General features: G+C 71.0%; 12 protein-coding genes. 1 reads left to right on the forward strand and 11 read right to left on the reverse strand.

The annotated features are described in order from the left end of the window. Positions 1-96: 96 nt before the first annotated feature. From DQE82_RS14425 to araB, 9 genes are all read right to left on the reverse strand, one after another. Positions 97-1,086: a LacI family DNA-binding transcriptional regulator gene (locus DQE82_RS14425; protein ID WP_176722811.1), complete on the reverse strand. Its 990-nt coding sequence runs from the start codon at positions 1,084-1,086 to the stop codon at positions 97-99. Positions 1,087-1,407: 321 nt separating this feature from the next. Beyond that, on the reverse strand, positions 1,408-3,486 hold the full coding sequence (locus DQE82_RS14430) for an RICIN domain-containing protein (protein WP_205796401.1): 2,079 nt from the start codon (positions 3,484-3,486) through the stop codon (positions 1,408-1,410). Between the two features lie 247 nt (positions 3,487-3,733). Further along, the gene (gene araA, locus DQE82_RS14435) at positions 3,734-5,236 is read right to left on the reverse strand and encodes an L-arabinose isomerase (protein ID WP_113972955.1); all 1,503 of its coding nucleotides are present in this window, start codon (positions 5,234-5,236) and stop codon (positions 3,734-3,736) included. A 26-nt stretch (positions 5,237-5,262) separates the two neighbouring features. Beyond that, complete coding sequence (yjfF, locus tag DQE82_RS14440; protein WP_043323316.1) at positions 5,263-6,255, reverse strand: galactofuranose ABC transporter, permease protein YjfF; 993 nt, start codon at positions 6,253-6,255, stop codon at positions 5,263-5,265. Further along, positions 6,252-7,322, reverse strand: a complete 1,071-nt coding sequence (locus tag DQE82_RS14445; RefSeq protein WP_043323315.1) for an ABC transporter permease — start codon at positions 7,320-7,322, stop codon at positions 6,252-6,254. The genes yjfF and DQE82_RS14445 overlap by 4 nt, the downstream gene beginning before the upstream one ends. Beyond that, the gene (locus DQE82_RS14450) at positions 7,319-8,860 is read right to left on the reverse strand and encodes a sugar ABC transporter ATP-binding protein (protein ID WP_043323312.1); all 1,542 of its coding nucleotides are present in this window, start codon (positions 8,858-8,860) and stop codon (positions 7,319-7,321) included. The genes DQE82_RS14445 and DQE82_RS14450 overlap by 4 nt, the downstream gene beginning before the upstream one ends. Before the next feature lie 70 nt (positions 8,861-8,930). Further along, a complete protein-coding gene (locus DQE82_RS14455) occupies positions 8,931-9,926 on the reverse strand; it encodes an ABC transporter substrate-binding protein (protein WP_043323310.1) in 996 nt (331 codons plus the stop codon). Between the two features lie 96 nt (positions 9,927-10,022). Continuing rightward, on the reverse strand, positions 10,023-10,694 hold the full coding sequence (locus DQE82_RS14460; RefSeq protein WP_043323308.1) for an L-ribulose-5-phosphate 4-epimerase: 672 nt from the start codon (positions 10,692-10,694) through the stop codon (positions 10,023-10,025). Beyond that, the gene (gene araB / locus DQE82_RS14465; protein ID WP_113972956.1) at positions 10,691-12,364 is read right to left on the reverse strand and encodes a ribulokinase; all 1,674 of its coding nucleotides are present in this window, start codon (positions 12,362-12,364) and stop codon (positions 10,691-10,693) included. Before araB ends, DQE82_RS14460 begins: the two co-directional genes overlap by 4 nt. A 643-nt stretch (positions 12,365-13,007) precedes the next feature. Here araB and DQE82_RS14470 point away from each other — a divergent pair. Continuing rightward, positions 13,008-14,663 (forward strand): glycoside hydrolase family 27 protein, encoded by a 1,656-nt coding sequence (locus DQE82_RS14470; RefSeq protein WP_113972957.1) that lies wholly within the window; start codon positions 13,008-13,010, stop codon positions 14,661-14,663. A 59-nt stretch (positions 14,664-14,722) separates the two neighbouring features. Here DQE82_RS14470 and mmsB read toward each other — a convergent pair whose 3' ends face one another. Both mmsB and mmsA read right to left on the reverse strand, forming a co-directional pair. Further along, complete coding sequence (mmsB, locus tag DQE82_RS14475; protein WP_043323303.1) at positions 14,723-15,970, reverse strand: multiple monosaccharide ABC transporter permease; 1,248 nt, start codon at positions 15,968-15,970, stop codon at positions 14,723-14,725. Then, positions 15,967-17,505 carry a multiple monosaccharide ABC transporter ATP-binding protein gene (mmsA, locus tag DQE82_RS14480; RefSeq protein ID WP_064445617.1) on the reverse strand — a complete coding sequence of 513 codons (1,539 nt, stop codon included), beginning with the start codon at positions 17,503-17,505 and terminating at the stop codon, positions 15,967-15,969. The genes mmsB and mmsA overlap by 4 nt, the downstream gene beginning before the upstream one ends. Positions 17,506-17,524 lie beyond the last annotated feature (19 nt).

Consider the following 17,524-nt stretch of genomic DNA (forward strand, 5'->3'; position numbering starts at 1 on the left):
CGATCTTGCGCTTTCGGCCCCCGCGAAGTTCGCCAACCGGACATCCTGCGGGCGCGAAGTGCAAGATCGGCGAGGGCGGGTGGGGCGCCGGGTGGGTCAGCGGGTGGGGGGTGGGCCCACGCTTCGGCGCGGGACCAGCGTCGGGGCGATGGTCTGGCGCAGCGGGCCGGCCGACTCCGACTCGATCTGGGCCAGCAGGAGGTCCAGGCTCGCCGCGGCCACCGCCGTGAAGTCGGGCCGCACCGTGGTCAGCGGCGGAATGAAGTACGCCGCCTCCGGCACGTCGTCGAACCCGACGACGCTGATGTCGTCCGGTACGCGGCGGCCGTGCTCGTGCAGCGCGCGCAGCACGCCCAGCGCCAGGTGGTCGTTCGCCGTGAAGACCGCGGTGACCTCCGGCATCCGGGCCAGCATCTGCCCGCACCGGTAACCCGCGGCAGCGGACCAGTCCGCCGGGACCAGCGGCGGAACCTCGGCGCCCGCCTGCCGCAACGCCTCGCGCCACCCCTCGATCCGGCCGGCGCTGTCGAACCAGTCCGACGGGCCGGACACGTGCCAGACGGTGCGGTGCCCGGCGGCGAGAAGGTGCTCGGTGGCGGCCCGGGCGCCGGCGACCTGGTCGACGGTGACCAGCGGGATCGGCCGCCGGGGGTCGCCGTCGACTGTCACCAGCGGCACGTCGTGGGGCAGCCGTTCCAGCGCCTCCCCGGCCGACTCGACGGGCGCGATCACCACTATGCCGGCCACCCGGTGCGCCAGGTGCCGCTCCACCGCCGCCGAGATGGAACGGTGGTCGAGGTCGCGGACGCTGCCGACGCTCACCGCGAAACCCGCCTCGGCGGCGGTCTGCTCCAGCGCGGCCAGCAGCGACGCCGGGCCGTACAGCGTGGTGTTCTGCGCGACCACGCCGATCACCTGGGAACGGCCGGTCACCAGCGCGCGGGCCGCGCGGTTGGGCCGGTAGCCGAGCTCGGTGATGGCGGCCTGGACCCGCAGCCGGGTCTGTTCACGCACGTTGGGATGCCCGTTGAGCACCCGGGAGACCGTCTGGTGCGAAACCCCGGCGAGGCGAGCCACGTCCGTCATCGCAGGACCGCGCACGGCCACCTCACTTTCGCCACTGCCCGCGGCGGCCACACCCGGTCGATCTCGACCGGACCGTCCCGGGTGGCGACAGTCTACGCCAGCGGTCCCATCGGTATCGCTACCGCAGATCGACCGTTCCCACCGTGGCGCGCCGATTATCGCGGAATCGACAGGCGGCTCATTCCCTTCCGTTGCGCAGCGGCACGAACAGGCAGCTCGGAGCGGGTGGAATTGGGCCCGGGGTGCGGCATTTCCGGCGATTGCCGGAGCCGCACCCCGGGCTATGGAAGATGTGTCAACGGCCGCGAATGGTGACCGTTGTCACGGTGTCGTCAGCGAGAACTGCCGCACCGTCACCGCGCCGCCAAGCGATTGCGTGGCGTAGTTGAAGAAGCCGAACCGGTAGCCCATGAAGAACTGCCACGCGTTGTTGAGCGTCAGCGCGTTGCCCAGCGACACGAAGTTCACCCCGTCGGTGCTGTAGGAGAACCGCGCCTGCCGTCCGGAGCCGGGCCGGATGTCGGCGTTGGCCCGCAACCAGATCCGCCCGCCGGACACCGCCGCGCTGGCGATCTCCGTCCCGGTGCTCGTGGTGTTCCAGTTCGAGCCCATGGTCAGACCGTTTGTCATCACCACCCGGGTCGCGCCGTTGTCCCGCCGTACGCCGATCCAGGCCGAACTGTCCCGCAGCATCGCCAGGCCGGCCCGGTCACCGTCGCGCATGGTCGAGTAGTCCAGCTCGATGGTGCCGGTCGAGGTCGGACCCTGGATGCGGTGGGTGAGCGTGTTGCGGGCCCGGTACAGGTCGTTGGTGACGGTGGCGGTCTGCAGGCGCAGGCCGTTGTTCACCGACCACCTGCTGTTGTCCGGGTTGTGGTTCCACTCGTACTGCGGGCCGAGCGTGGTGCCGGAGAACGTGTCGGTGCCGGTGAGCGGCTTGACCGGGCGGGTCGGCAGCGGGTTGGGGTAGCTCGCGCCCCAGGCCCCGTTGACGGTCTGCAGCTGCGGCCAGCCGTCGGAGGTCCAGGTGATCGGCGCCAGCGTCGGCATCCGGCCGCCCGGGTAGGCGTCGGTGAACGCCATGTAGTACCAGGCGCCGGTCTGCGTCTGCACCAGCCCGCCCTGGTGCGGCACGCCGCCACCGGAGATCGGGCCGGGCAGGTTCAGCAGCACCTGCCGCTGCTCGTACGGGCCGAACGGGCCGTTCGTGGACTTCAGCACGTACTGGCCGTTGGCCGGCCGGGTCAGCCAGATGTAGTACGCGCCGTTGCGCTTGTAGAAGCGCGCCCCCTCCAGCGTGCCGATGCTCGACGGCGTCTGGTAGACCTGCTGCGCCCGCACCTGGCTGCGCCCGTCGGCGGACAGCTGGGCCACGCTGATCGTGCCGTTGCCGTACGCGACGTACATGGTGTCGTTGTCGTCGATCAGCATGCCGGCGTCGTAGTAGCAGTTGGGGATGGTGGCGAGGCGGCTCCACGCGCCGTCCACGGCGGTGGCGGTGTAGATGTGGGTCTGCGCGAAATCGATGCACCCGGCCCAGTAGAACGTGCGGTTGCTCGGCCGGTAGTTCAGCGTCGACGCCCAGATGCCGTCCACGTACGCCTGCTCGCTGGCGCTCAGGTCGTACTTGGTGCCGAACTCCAGCCGCGGCACCGAGTGCCCGGCGAACTCCCAGTTCACCAGGTCCCAGGAGCGCAGCACCGGCGCGCCGGGCGAGTAGTGCATGGTGGAGGCGGACATGTAGTAGACGTCGCCGACCCGGATGATGTCGACGTCGGCGAAGTCCTGCCAGACCGCCGGGTTGGTGAAGTTGCCGCTCGGCGTGCCCGGGTCACCCGGGTTGCCGCCGACCCGCACCAGCTGCCACTGCTGGTTCGCGCCGTTCCAGTCGTCGTACTGGACGATGTTGCCGCCGTCGGCGGTGGAGGCGTTCTGCACCTCCATCACCTTGTTCGAGTTCCGGTTGATCAGCCGGACGTACCCGCTGTCGGAGTCGGCCAGCCGGAACTGCTGGTTGGTGCCGCCGTGGTCGGTCCACTGGACCACCGCGGCCCCGTTGGCGGTGGACGCGCCGGTCACGTCCAGCACCTTGCCCGAGTGCCGGGAGCGCAGCCGGTAGTAGCCACCGCCGGAGTCCACGAACTGCCACTGCTGCCAGGCGCCGTCGTTGCGCGTCCACTGGGTGATCCGCGCGCCGTCGTTCGTCGCCTGGTTGTACAGGTCCAGCGCCTTGCCGCTGTTGCGGTTCACCAGCACGTAGTACGCGCTGGTGTCCACGGTGGCCGCGGAGACGGGCGCGGGCACGGCGCCCACCACCACGCCACCGACAAGCAGCGCCACCACCCCGGCCAGCAGCCGGGACAGGCGTCCACGTCCACGGGACAGTCGAGCCGTCACCATGATCCTCCTTCGTCGACCGGAGCCCGGGCACGGCGACGCGCGCCGACGACGTCGGCGTTATCGCTAACAGCGATGCCCACCCAGGCGGGAGTCGGATCCCTGGCAACTGCGGCGCAGATCGCGCCCGGAACGGCCCGCGAGCGGTGCCGGCGACCCTATCCATCGACTGTGAGCGATAACATGGCGTTCGTCAAGGCGTAACACGCCGCCCGCCACGCGGGGTCGGCGCGGCGGGCGGCGAGGGGGTTCAGAAGCCCCGGGCGAGCCGGTAGTACGCCTGGTTCCAGCGCAGCTCGTCGGCGAAGCGGTGCGGGCGCGTCTCCGCGTCGATGACCACCAGCTCGGTCCGGGCCATCGCCGCCAGGTCACGCAGCTCCTCCACGCCGACGGCCTGGGAGAGCACGGTGTGGTGCGGCGCGCCCGCGGTGATCCACGCCTCCGCCGAGCCGGCCAGGTCGGGCTGCGGACGCCAGACCGCGCGCGCCACCGGCAGCCGGCGCAGCGGGTGCGGCGGCGGCACCACGTCCACCGCGTTGACCACCAGCCGGAACCGCTCCCCCATGTCCGCCATGCCCAGCACCACGGCCGGGCCGGGGGCGGCGTCGAAGACCAGGCGCACCGGGTCCTCCCGCCCGCCGATGCTCAGCGGATGCACCTGCGCGCTCGGCACGTCGGCGGCGATGCTCGGGCACACCTCCAGCATGTGCGCGCCGAGGATCAGCTCCTGGCCGAACGTCAGGTCGTAGGTGTAGTCCTCCATGAACGAGGTGCCTCCCGGCACCCCGACGGCCATCGCCTTGAGCGTGTGCACCAGCACCGAGGTCTTCCAGTCGCCCTCGCCGCCGAAGCCGTAGCCGTCGGCCATCAGGCGCTGCACCGCGATCCCGGGAAGCTGGCGCAGCCCGCCGAGGTCCTCGAAGTTCGTGGTGAACGCCCGGAACCCGCCGGCCTCCAGGAACGCGCGCAGGCCCAGCTCCTGGCGCGCCGCGTACCGCAGCGAGTCGTGCCGGTCCCCGCCGGGCCGCAGCTCCGGCGCCACCCGGAAGGTGTCGTCGTACTCCTTGACCAGGTCGTCCACCTGCGCGTCCGCCACCTGGTCGACGGCCGCGACGAGGTCGTTGACGCCGTAGGTGTTCACCGATACGCCGAAGCGCAGCTCCGCCTCGACCTTGTCCCCCTCGGTGACCGCGACGTCGCGCATGTTGTCGCCGAAGCGCGCCAGCCGCAGCGTCCGCAGCGCCGACCAGCCGACGGCGGCCCGGGCCCAGGCCGCGACCCGGCCGACGACGCGCGGGTCGGTGACGTGGCCGGCGACGGTCTTGCGGGCCACCCCGAGCCGGGTCTGGACGAACCCGAACTCCCGGTCGCCGTGCGCGGCCTGGTTGAGGTTCATGAAGTCCATGTCGATCTCGTCCCACGGCAGCGCCACGTTCGCCTGCGTGTGCAGGTGCAGCAGCGGCGTCCGTAGCGCGTCCAGCCCGGAGATCCACATCTTGGCCGGGGAGAACGTGTGCATCCAGGCGATCACCCCGACCGCGCCCTGCACGGCCGCGTCCCGGCACACCGCCAGGATGTCCGCGCTGGAGGTGAGGACCGGCTTCCAGACCACGCGGACGGGGATGTCCGGCGAGGAGTCCAGGCGCGCGGCGATCTGCCGGGACTGCTCGGCGACCTGCCGCAGGGTGTCCTCGCCGTAGAGGCCCTGGCTGCCGGTGAGGAACCAGACCTCGGGCTGGGGGTGAGTTGCCATGTTGTTGCCTTCCGCGCTAGGAACCGTCACTTGAACCGGATGCCGATGAGGCGCTGGAGGAGGATGAACGCGAAGAGCAGCCCGCCGATCACGATCTTGGTCCACCAGGAGTTGAGGCTGCCGTCGAACGTGATCAGGGTCTGGATCACGCCGAGCACCAGCACGCCGAGCACGGTGCCGAAGACGTACCCGGAACCGCCGGTGAGCACGGTGCCGCCGATCACCACAGCCGCGATCACGTCCAGCTCCATCCCGACGGCGATCAGCGGCGCGCCGGAGAGCGTGTAGAACGACAGCAGGATGCCGCCGATGGCCGAGCAGAGCCCGCTGATCGTGTAGACGGCGATCCGGGTCCGCGCCACCGGCAGGCCCATCAGCAGCGCCGACTGCGCGTTGCCGCCGACCGCGTACACGTTGCGGCCGAACCGGGTGTACGCCAGCACGTACGCCGCGATCAGCACCACCGCGAACGCGATGAGCACGCTGATCGAGACGAAGTTACCGGCCGGGTCGCCGATGCGCTGCTGCGACATCGACGTCCAGAAGCCGTCGGTGATGGAGATCGAGGAGTCGCTGATGAACGTGCACATGCCGCGGGCGAAGAACATCCCGGCGAGTGTGACGATGAACGGCTGGATCTCGAAGAAGTGGATCGCGCAGCCCATCAGGAAGCCCAGCGTCGGGCCGATCAGCAGCGCGATGACCAGCACCAGCGCCGCGGGCAGGCCGTCGCGCAGCAGCGACGCCGACACCATCGCGGTCATCGCGACCACCGAGCCGACGGACAGGTCGATGCCGCCGGTGAGGATCACGAACGTCATGCCGACCGCGACCACGAGCAGGAAGCCGTTGTCGATGAAGACGTTGAAGACGACCTGGATGTTGGAGAACGCGCGGTACTGGGACACGCCGATGCCGTACATGACGAGCAGCAGGGCGAGCGTCGCTAGCACCGGGACGTGCCGCCGGGGCAGGCTGGGCCGCCAGGAGCGGCCGGTGGTCAACGACGTGCTGCTCATGCCGGCACCTGCTCCTTCTCCCGCTGCGGCGCCGCCGGCCCGGGCTCGGTCCCGCGCCGCCGCCGGCGCAGCCGGGCGCGGAACGCCGGGGCCTGCACGAGGCAGACGGCGATGACGACGACCGCCTTGAACAGCAGCGACGTCTGCGGCGAGATGTTCATGGCGTACACGGTGGTGGTCAGGGTCTGGATGATCAGCGCGCCGAGGACGGTGCCGCCGAGGGAGAACCGGCCACCGGCGAGCGACGTGCCGCCGATCACGACCGCCAGGATCGCGTCGAGCTCGATCCACAGGCCGGCGGCGTTGCCGTCGGCGCTGGACACGTTCGCGGTGACCATGAAGCCGGCGAGCGCGGCGCAGGCGGCGCTGATCACGTAGACGAGGAAGACGATGCGCCGCGACCGGATGCCGGCCAGCCGGCTGGCCTCGGCGTTACCGCCGACCGACTCGACGATCAGGCCGAGCGCGGTACGCCGGGTGAACGCGGCCACCAGCAGCGCGGCGGCGAGCGCGATCAGGATGGCCAGCGGCAGCGTCAGGAAGTGCCCGAGCCCGATCGCCCGGTACGGCCCGGAGTTGATCGTGATGATCTGCCCCTCGGTGACCAGCTGGGCGATGCCCCGGCCGGCCACCATGAGGATCAGCGTGGCGATGATCGGCTGGATGCCGATGACCGCCACGAGCACGCCGTTCCACGCGCCGAGCACCAGCGCGGCGCCGAAGGCCAGCGCCAGCGCGGTGGCCACCGTGGCCGGGCTGTTCTGGTCGGCCGCCCCGCTGATGTGCAGGCAGGCGATCGCGCCGCTGATGGCGCAGAGCGACCCGACGGACAGGTCGATGCCGCCGGTGGCGATGACGAGCGTCATCCCGAGCGCGACCAGGATCAGCGGCGCGCTCAGCCGCAGGATGTCGATGGGCGTGCCGTACAGGTGGCCGTTCTTGACCTCGACGGCGAGGAAGCCGGGACGGTAGACGGTGTTCGCGGCGAGCATCACCACGAGCACCAGCGCCGGCCAGAACAGGCGGTGGCCGGTGAGCGGGCGGAGGCGGGCGGCGACGGCGGTCATCGGGTCACCTCCTTCCGCGTGGTGCCGCTGGCGATGGTGCGCATGACGCGGTCGGCGTCGAGCGTGTCGTCGTTGTCGAGCTGGGCGACCATCTCGCGGTCGCGCATGACCGCGACCCGGTGGCTCAGGCGCAGCACCTCCTCCAGCTCGGCGGAGATGAACAGCACCGCCATGCCGCCGTCGGAGAGCTGCACCACCAGCTTTTGGATCTCGGCCTTCGCGCCGACGTCGATGCCGCGGGTCGGCTCGTCCAGGATGAGCAGGCGCGGCTCGGTGATGAGCCAGCGGGCCAGCAGCACCTTCTGCTGATTGCCGCCGGACAGGTTGCGCACCGGCAGTTCCGGGTTGGCCGGGCGGATGCTCAGCGCCTCGACGTACCTGCGGACCAGCTCGTCCTGGCGGCGGCGCGGGATCGGACGCAGCCAGCCGCGCGCGGCCTGCATCGCCAGGATCATGTTCTCCCGGACCGTCAGCTCCGGGACGATGCCCTCGGCCCGCCGGTTCTCCGAGCAGAACCCGACACCCTGGCCGATGGCCTGGATCGGGTTGCGCACCGGCGCCCGGCCGCCGTCGAGCCGGACCTGGCCGTGGTCGGCCCGGTCCGCGCCGAAGATCAGCCGCGCCACCTCGGTACGGCCGGAGCCGAGCAGTCCGGCCAGGCCGACCACCTCACCGGCGTGGATGCGCAGGCTGAACGGGGCGACCGCGCCACGCCGGCCCAGCCCGTCGGCGTCCACCAGCGGGGCCTCGTCCGCGGTGTCGACGGTGGCGCGTTTCTGCTGCTCGTCGAGCCGCTCCAGCACGTCCAGCTCCTGCCCGATCATCTTCTCGACCAGGCTGAACTGCGGCAGCTCCTCGGTGCGGTACTCCCCCACCAGCGTGCCGTTGCGCAACACCGTGATGCGGTCCGCGATGCCGTAGACCTGGTCGAGGAAGTGCGTGACGAACAGGATCGCGATGCCCTCGTCACGGAGCTGGCGCATGATCCGGAACAGCTGCGCCACCTCGCCGGCGTCCAGGCTGGACGTCGGCTCGTCCAGGATCAGCACCCGGGCCTGCACGTCGATCGCCCGGGCGATGGCGACCATCTGCTGCACCGCGAGCGAGTACGTGCCCAGCGGCGCGGAGACGTCGAGGTCGAGGTCGAGCCGGGCCAGCAGGTCGCGGGCCCGCCGGCGCATCTCGCCCCAGCGCACCGCGCCGAGCCGGCGCGGCTCGCGGCCGATGAAGACGTTCTCCGCCACCGACAGGTTGGTGCAGAGGTTGACCTCCTGGTAGACGGTGCTGACGCCGGCCGCGGCGGCCTGCATCGGCCCGCTGAACGAGACCTGCTCGCCGTCGAGGGTGATGACTCCCGCATCGGTCCCGTAGACGCCGGTCAGCACCTTGATCAGGGTGGACTTGCCGGCGCCGTTCTCACCCATCAGGGCGTGGACCTCGCCCGGGAACAGCCGAAAGTCGACGTCGTGCAGCGCGCGGACCCCGGGGAAGGTCTTGCTGATGCCGGTCATGGTCAGGACCGGACGGTTACCCGTCATCCCATCGGACCTCTTCTAGACGGTGGTGGCACGGGGGCCGCCGTCTCGCGACGGCGACCCCCGGGGTGGGTCAGTACTTGCGGTTGGGCAGTGCCTCCTTGGCCTGCTCCTGGGTGAAGGTGGTCTCCTCGGTCTCGATCCGGGCGGGGACCTCCTCGCCGGCCTTGACCTTCTTGACCAGCTCCATCAGCTGCGGGCCGAGCAGCGGGCTGCACTCGGCGATGAAGTTGAACTTGCCGTCCGCGAGGGCCTGCATGCCGTCCTTCACCGCGTCGACGGTGATGATGGTGATGTCCTTGCCGGGCGTCTTGCCCGCCGCGCTGATCGCCTCGAGCGCGCCCAGGCCCATGTCGTCGTTGTGCGCGAAGAGCACGTCGATCTTCGGGTTGGCCTTGAGGAACTGCTCCATGACCTGCTTGCCGCCGGCCCGGGTGAAGTCACCCGACTGCGACGCGACGATCTTCAGGTTGGGGTTGGCGGCGATCGCCTCGGCGAAGCCCTTCTTGCGGTCGTTGGCCGGGGCCGAGCCGGTCGTGCCCTGCAGCTCGACGATGTTGACCGGGCCGGACGCCGCCTTCTTCTGCTCCACCAGCCACTCGCCGGCGAGGCGGCCCTCCTTGACGAAGTCCGAGCCGAGGAACGTCTTGTAGAGCGACTTGTCGGCCGAGTCGACCGCGCGGTCGGTCAGGATGACCGGGATCTTCGCGTCCTTGGCCTCCTTGAGCACGGTGTCCCAGCCCGACTCCACCACCGGCGAGAAGGCGATCACGTCGACCTTCTGCTGGATGAAGTTGCGGATCGCCTTGATCTGGTTCTCCTGCTTCTGCTGCGCGTCGTCGAACTTCAGCTCGATGCCGGCCTCGGCGGCCGCTTCCTTGATCGAGGTGGTGTTCGCGGTGCGCCAGCCGCTCTCGGCGCCCACCTGGGAGAAACCCAGGACGATCTTGTCGTTGCCGTCACCGGAATCGCCACCGGTGTCGCTGTTGCCGCAGGCCGCCATGCTGCCGGCGAGCAGCACGCCGGCGAGCGCGGCGATGACCCTGCGGGCCGTGCTCCTGGTACTCATCGGTTCTCCTCCGGGGTTGGATGTTCCGGACGCGCGGCGGGGAGCCGGTGCGTCCGGGTGTGGTGGTGGGGTGGGTGCGCGGCGCTCGGTCCGGGGTCAGGGCGCCGGCGGGCGTTGGCCGTAGACGTTCTGGTAACGGTCGTAGAGCGAGTCGATGTCGGCCGGCGCGATCGGCAGCGGCTGCCCGAGCGCTCGGGCCAGGTGCGCGGTGCGGGCGACGTCCTCGCACATCACGGCGGCCTTGACCGCCGCCCGGGCGTCCCGGCCGATGGTGAACACGCCGTGGTTGCGCATGAGCACCGCGGGCGAGCGGTGCCCGGACAGCGTGCTGACGATCCCCTTGCCGATGTCGTCGCCGCCGATCAGCGCGAACGGCCCGACCGGGATCTCCCCGCCGAACTCGTCGGCCTGCGCGGTCAGCCAGCACGGGATCGCCTCGCCCCGGGCCGCCCAGGCGGTGGCGTAGCCGCTGTGGGTGTGCACCACGCCGCCGACCTCGGGCATCGCGCGGTAGACGTAGGCGTGCGCGGCGGTGTCGCTGGACGGCGAGCCGCCGCCGTCGACGACAGTGCCGCTCAGGTCGCAGACCACCATGGACTCGGCGGTCAGGTCGTCGTAGTCGACGCCGCTGGGCTTGATGACCATCAGGTCCTGACCGGGTACGCGGGCCGAGACGTTGCCGGCGGTCCAGGCCACCAGCCCGTAGCGGGTCAGCTCGCGGTGCAGGCGGGCCACCGTCTCGCGCAGCTCGGCGACCTGGCTGTTCATCCGACCACCTCCAAGGGCGCGGCGGCGCGGGCGTCGACCGCCGCGTTGCGGATCGCCCGCAGGCGCAGCATGACGTCGTTCGCGCCGCGGCCGAAGTGGTCGTGCAGCGCGCGGTACTCCGCGTAGAGCGCGTCGTACGCCCGGACGTTCTCCGGTACGGGCCGGTAGACCGCCTCCTCGATCCGTCCCATCGCGGCGGACGCCTCGTGGATCGACTGGTACTCGCCGGCCGCGACGGCGGCGTGGATGGCCGAGCCGAGCGCCGGCCCCTGGGCGGAGCCGATGATGCTCAGCGGCCGGTTCGTGACGTCGGCGTAGATCTGCATCAGCAGCCGGTTGGAGGTGAGCCCGCCGGCCACCACCAGGTCGTCGACCGGCACTCCGGCCTGCGCGAACGCCTCGACGATCATCCGGGTGCCGTACGCGGTGGCCTCCAGCAGCGCCCGGTAGACGTCCGGCGGCCGGGTGGCCAGCGTCAGCCCGACGATCAGCCCGCTCAGGTCGTGGTTGACCAGCAGCGACCGGTTGCCGTTCCACCAGTCCAGCGCCACCAGGCCGTGCGCGCCGACCGGCTGGGCCGCGGCGGCCTCGGTGAGCCGCTCGTGCGAATCGAATCCGGCCGGGGCGCCGTGGCGCACGAACCAGCCGAAGATGTCCCCCACGCCGCTCTGCCCGGCCTCGAAGCCCCAGGCGCCGGGGCTGATGCCGCCGTCGACCACGCCGCACATGCCCGGCACCTCGGCCGGGTGGGTGCCGTTGAGCACGTGGCAGGTGGAGGTGCCCATGATGGCCACCAGCCGGCCGGGCCGCAGCGCCTGGGCGGCGGCGGCGGTGACGTGCGCGTCGACGTTGCCGACCGCGACCGCGATGCCCGCGGGCAGGCCGGTCCAGGCGGCGGCGCGGGCGTCTAGCGCGCCGGCCCGCGCGCCCAGCGGCAGCAGCGGACCGTCCAGCTTGGTGACGAAGTCGGTGAAGTCCGGGTCGAGCGCGGCCAGGTAGTCCGGGGACGGGTACCGGCCGTCCTGCCGGATGCCCTTGTAGCCGGCGGTGCAGACGTTGCGCGTCTCGACGCCGCACAGCTGCCAGACGATCCAGTCGGCCGCCTCGATGAAACGATCGGCGCGCCGGTAGATCTCCGGGTCCTCGTCCAGGATCTGCAGCCCCTTGGCGAACTGCCACTCCGCCGAGATCTTGCCGCCGTAGCGGCCGATCCACGGCTCGCCGCGTTCGTGCGCCAGCGCGTTGATCCGGTCGGCGTGCGGCTGCGCGGCGTGGTGCTTCCAGAGCTTGACCCAGGCGTGCGGCCGGTGGCGCAGCTCCGGGATCTCGCACAGCGGCGTGCCGTCGGCGAGCGTCGGCAGGACCGTGCAGGCGGTGAAGTCGATGCCGATCCCGACCACCAGTGCCGGGTCCACACCGGCCGCCGAGAGCGCTGCCGGTACGGCGTGGCGCAGCACGTCGCGGTAGTCGTCGGGGTCCTGCAGCGCCCAGTCCGGCGGCAACGCCGGGCCGTCGTCGGGCAGCGCGGTCTCGATGACCCCGTGCCGGTAGTCGTGCACCGCGGTGCCGAGTTCAGCGCCGTCGCGGACCCGGACCACCAGCGCCCGGCCGGACAACGTGCCGAAGTCGACCCCGATCACGTACCGGTCGGTCGCGTCCACTTCGCTCATTTGCACCTCCGCCGTGTCACGGAGTTAGTGTTAGCGCTCACATACACATCCGTCAAGACACGTCCGGGCAACAGCTACGTAACGAGCGGCGGTGCCCGGAACCGGCGCCCTCCGCCCCGCGCGGACCGGCCCGGCCGCCGGCCGGGAGATCCACGCCGACGGCGCGGTCGAACCTCGGGCAGACGGCCTGTTAGCGACAACAATCGATGGAACTTCCGGAAATTCTCTCGGCGCTCCCGACGCCCCGGGTCCGACCGCCCAGACGCCGCCGCAGGGGCGCTCAGAGGGCCGCTCAGCGGCTCTTTTTCTCGCCGCGGCACCCTCGGCAGCAGGCCGCCGCAAGCCGCCCGAGGGTCGCCAGGCTATTTACAGTGTTTGATGTCAGCGATAACATTTCGCCATCCCCACACACTGTGGCGCCGCTGTCCGGGAAACCCCGGCGCCGCAGCCGGGCGGCGACGGACGGCGACCCCGTCGACCGCCGGAACCCCACCACCCACGAGCGCCCGCCGGCACCGACCGGCCCTGGTGGAACTGCCGTGCCGCGTCCGTCCCCGTGGACCACGGGCGACGCCGTGCGACCGGCGGGCCGCTCCCTTCCGGGTACCGGCACGGACGGCGCCCGGCCACCGAGGAGGACCCAGTGCGCAGATGGACCCGACGGACGCTCGCCGTCCTGGGTGTCGCGGCGGTGGCGCTCGCAGCCACCGTCACCGACGGGGCAGTCGCCCCACGCCCGGCCCGGGCGCTGGACAACGGCGTCGCCCGTACGCCGCCGATGGGGTGGAACACCTGGAACACGTTCGGCTGCAACATCAACGAGACCCTCATCCAGCAGACCGCCGACGCGATCGTCGCCAACGGACTGCGCGACCTCGGGTACAAGTACGTCGTCGTGGACGACTGCTGGTTCAACCCGAACCGGGACGCGCAGGGCAACCTCCAGGCGCACCCGCAGCGGTTTCCCAGCGGGATGAAGGCGCTCGGTGACTACCTGCACGCCCGTGGCCTGCTGTTCGGCATCTACCAGGTGCCGCTGGACAAGACCTGCGCCCAGGTCGGCGGCGCGTTCCCCGGCGCCACCGGCAGCCTCAACCACGAGTACCAGGACGCGCGGCAGTTCGCCGCGTGGGGCGTGGACTACCTCAAGTACGACTGGTGCTCCGGCACCGGGACGATAAACGACCAGGTGGCGCGGTTCGGCATCATGCGCGACGCGCTGGCCTCCACCGGCCGGCCGATCGTCTACAGCATCAACCCCAACAGCTACCACGCCAAGACCGGGCCGCAGCGCAACTGGAGCGACGTGGCGAACCTCTGGCGGACCACCGAGGACATCACCAACGCGTGGAACACCGGCCAGACCAACGGCTACCCGATGGGCATCCAGAACATCGTCGACGTCACGGTGCCCCTGGCCGGGTACGCCGCCCCCGGCGGGTTCAACGACCCGGACATGCTGGAGGTCGGCCGAGGGGGCATGAACGACACCGAGATGCGCAGCCACTTCGCGCTCTGGTCGATGCTGGCGGCGCCGCTGATGATGGGCCACGACGTCCGCTCGGCGAACGCGGCCACGCTGGCGATCCTGCGCAACGCCAACCTGGTCGCGATCAACCAGGACACGCTCGGCCGCCAGGCGGTCCAGGTCTCCTTCGACGGCACCCGGCGGGTGCTGGCCAAGCCGCTCGCCAACGGAGACGTGGCGGTCGCCCTGTTCAACCAGGGCAGCTCGACCACCACCGTCTCCACCACGGCGGCGGCGATCGGCAAGAGCGGCAGCTCGTTCACGCTGCGCGACGCCTGGACCGACGCCACCTCCAGCACCAGCGGCACGATCTCCGCCAGCGTGCCCGCGCACGGCACCGTGGTCTACCGGGTCAGCGGCGGCGGCACCACCACCCCGCCACCGGTCCCGACCACCTTCCGGCTGCGCAGCGAGTCGTCCGGCCGGTGCCTCGACGTCGACAACGCCGGCACCGCCAACGGCACCGGCACGCTGATCTGGGACTGCCACAACAACGCCAACCAGCAGTTCACCGCCAACGGGCAGGCGTTGCAGGTGCTCGGCAAGTGCCTGGACGTGCCGACGAACGCGACCGCCGGCACCCGGGTGCAGATCTGGGACTGCAACGGCGGCACCAACCAGCAGTGGACCATCAACGGCAACGGCACGGTGAGCAACGGACGCTTCCCGTCGCTGTGCCTGGACGTCGACAACGCGGGCACCGCCAACGGCACCCGGGTGATCGTCTGGACCTGCCACGGCAACACCAACCAGCGGTGGAGCCGGGCGTGAGCGGCTGCGGCCGGTGAACGGCGGTCGGCCGGACGAAGGGGCGAGCGTCCGGCCGGCCGTCACCGGGCGCCGGCCGCCCGGCGCTTGTTCCAGATGTCGAACGCCACCGCCACGAGCAGGACGAGACCCTTCACCACCGACTGGACGGACTGGTCGACGCCCATGAGCTGCATCCCGTTGCTCATCACCGCCATGATCAGGCCACCCACCATGGCGCCGACCACGGTGCCGACCCCGCCGGTGACCGCCGCGCCGCCGATGAAGGCGGCCGCGATCGCGTCCAGCTCGAACATGTTGCCGGCGGCCGGCTGGGCGCCGTTGGACCGGGACGAGTAGATCACGCCCGCCACGGCGGACAGGAAGCCCATGTTGACGAAGATCCAGAAGTTGACCCGCTTCACCCGGACGCCGGACAGCATCGCCGCGGGCAGGTTGCCGCCGATCGCGTACACCTGCCGGCCGAACACGGTACGGCGGGTGAGCAGGCCGTAGATCAGCACCAGCACGGCCAGCACGATGAGCACGATCGGCAGGCCGCGGGCGTTGGCGAGCTGCCAGGCGAACCACATGACCACGGCGCCGACCACCACGATCCGCAGGACGAACAGCGGGAACGACTCCACCGGCTGCTCGTGGCGTACCCGGGCGACGCGGGTCCGGAACACGGCCACCGCGTACCCGACGACGGCGAACGCGCCGATGAACAGCGTGAAGGCGTCGTAGCCCTCGCCGCCCAGCAGTCCGTTGAGGAAGCCGGCGGCGACCCGCTGGTACTCCTCGGGGAACGGCGACAGCGAGATGTTGTCCAGCACCCGCAGCGTGAGGCCGCGGAACAGGAGCATGCCGGCCAGGGTGACGATGAAGGCCGGGATCCCGGCGTACGCGACCCAGAGCCCGTGCCACGCGCCGACCGCGACGCCCACCGCGAGCGCGGCCAGCACGCCGGCCCACCAGGGCATGCCCTCCCGGATGACGAGCACCGCGGAGACCGCTCCGGTGAGCGCCACCACCGATCCCACGGACAGGTCGATGTGGCCGCCGATGATCACGATGACCATGCCGATCGCGAGCACCAGGATGTAGGAGTACTGGAGCACGATGTTGGTCAGGTTGCCGGGGCTGAGCGAGACACCGTCGGTGAGCACCGCGAACAGCGCGACGATCACCACCAGGGCGATGTAGATGCCGCTCTGCCGCAGGTTGCCGAGGATCAGCGTGCGCGGGTCGCTGGTGCCGGTGTGCAGGCTCGCGGCCGCGCCGGTGTCGGGCGCGGCGACCTTCTGGGGCGTGGGCTTCGTGCTGGTCATCGGACGAGATCCCTGTCCTTGGTCATGAGTTCCATCAGGTTCTCCTGGGTGGCCTCGCGCACCGGCATCTCCCCGGTGATCCGGCCGGCCGCGAGGGTGTAGACGCGGTCGCACATGCCGAGCAGCTCGGGCAGTTCGGAGGAGATGAGGACCACCGCCTTGCCCTCGGCCACCAGCCGGTTGACGATCGTGTAGATCTCGAACTTCGCGCCGACGTCGATGCCCCGGGTCGGCTCGTCGAGGATCAGCACGTCCGGGTCGGTGAACAGCCACTTCGCCAGCACGACCTTCTGCTGGTTGCCGCCGGAGAGCTTGCCCACCACCGACATCACGGTCGGGGCCTTGATGTTCATGTCGCGCCGTCCCCGCTCGGCGACCTGGATCTCCCGGTTGCCGTCGATCCAGCCGTTGCGGGCGAGCTTGTCGAGCGCGGCGGCCGAGATGTTGCCCCGGACGTCGTCGATGAGGTTGAGGCCGTAGTGCTTGCGGTCCTCGGTGGCGTACGCGATGCCGTTGGCGATCGCCTCGGCCACCGTGCGCGCCCGCACCTCGCGGCCCTTGACGTACAGACGGCCGCTGATGTCGCGGCCGTAGGCGCGGCCGAACACGCTCATCGCCAGCTCGGTGCGCCCGGCGCCCATCAGGCCGGCGATGCCGACGACCTCACCGGCGCGCACGTGCAGCGAGGCCCGGTCGACCACCAGGCGGTCCTGTGTCGGGTGCCGCACCGTCCAGTCCTCGATCCGCAGCACCTCCTCGCCGGGGGTGACGTCGCGGGTCGGGTAGAAGGTGGCCAGGTCGCGCCCGACCATGCCGCGGATGATCCGGTCCTGGGTCGCGCCGCCGTCGGCCATGTCGAGCGTCTCGACGGTACGGCCGTCGCGGATGACGGTGGTCGAGTCGGCGATCGCCGTGATCTCACCCAGCTTGTGCGAGATCATGATGCAGGTGATCCCCTGGTCGCGGAGGCTGCGCATCAGGTCGAGCAGGTGCGCCGAGTCGACGTCGTTGAGCGCCGCTGTGGGCTCGTCGAGGATCAGCAGCCGCACCTTCTTGGACAGCGCCTTGGCGATCTCCACCAGCTGCTGCTTGCCGACGCCCAGCTGGATGACCGGGGTGACCGGGTTCTCGTGCAGCCCGACCGACCGCAGCAGCGCCGCGGCCTCGGCGTTGGTGCGGTGCCAGTCGATGAGCCCGCCGCGGCCCCGGCGCTCGTTACCGAGGAAGATGTTCTCGGCGATCGACAGGTACGGCACCAGCGCGAGTTCCTGGTGGATGATGACGATGCCGCGCGCTTCGCTGTCCTGGATGCCCCGGAAGCCGACCGGCTCGCCGTCCAAGACGATCTGGCCGTCGTAGCTGCCCGCCGGGTAGACCCCGGACAGCACCTTCATCAGGGTGGACTTGCCGGCGCCGTTCTCGCCGCAGATCGCGTGGATCTCGCCGCGCCGTACGGCGAGCGAGACGTCCTGCAGCGCGGTGACCCCGGGGAAGGTTTTCGTGATGCCACGCATCTCGAGGATGTGGTCGCTCATGGGTATCCGTCCTGCTCGT

It is taken from the genome of Micromonospora sp. LHW51205 (assembly GCF_003315815.1).
Lineage (GTDB): Bacteria > Actinomycetota > Actinomycetes > Mycobacteriales > Micromonosporaceae > Micromonospora > Micromonospora chalcea.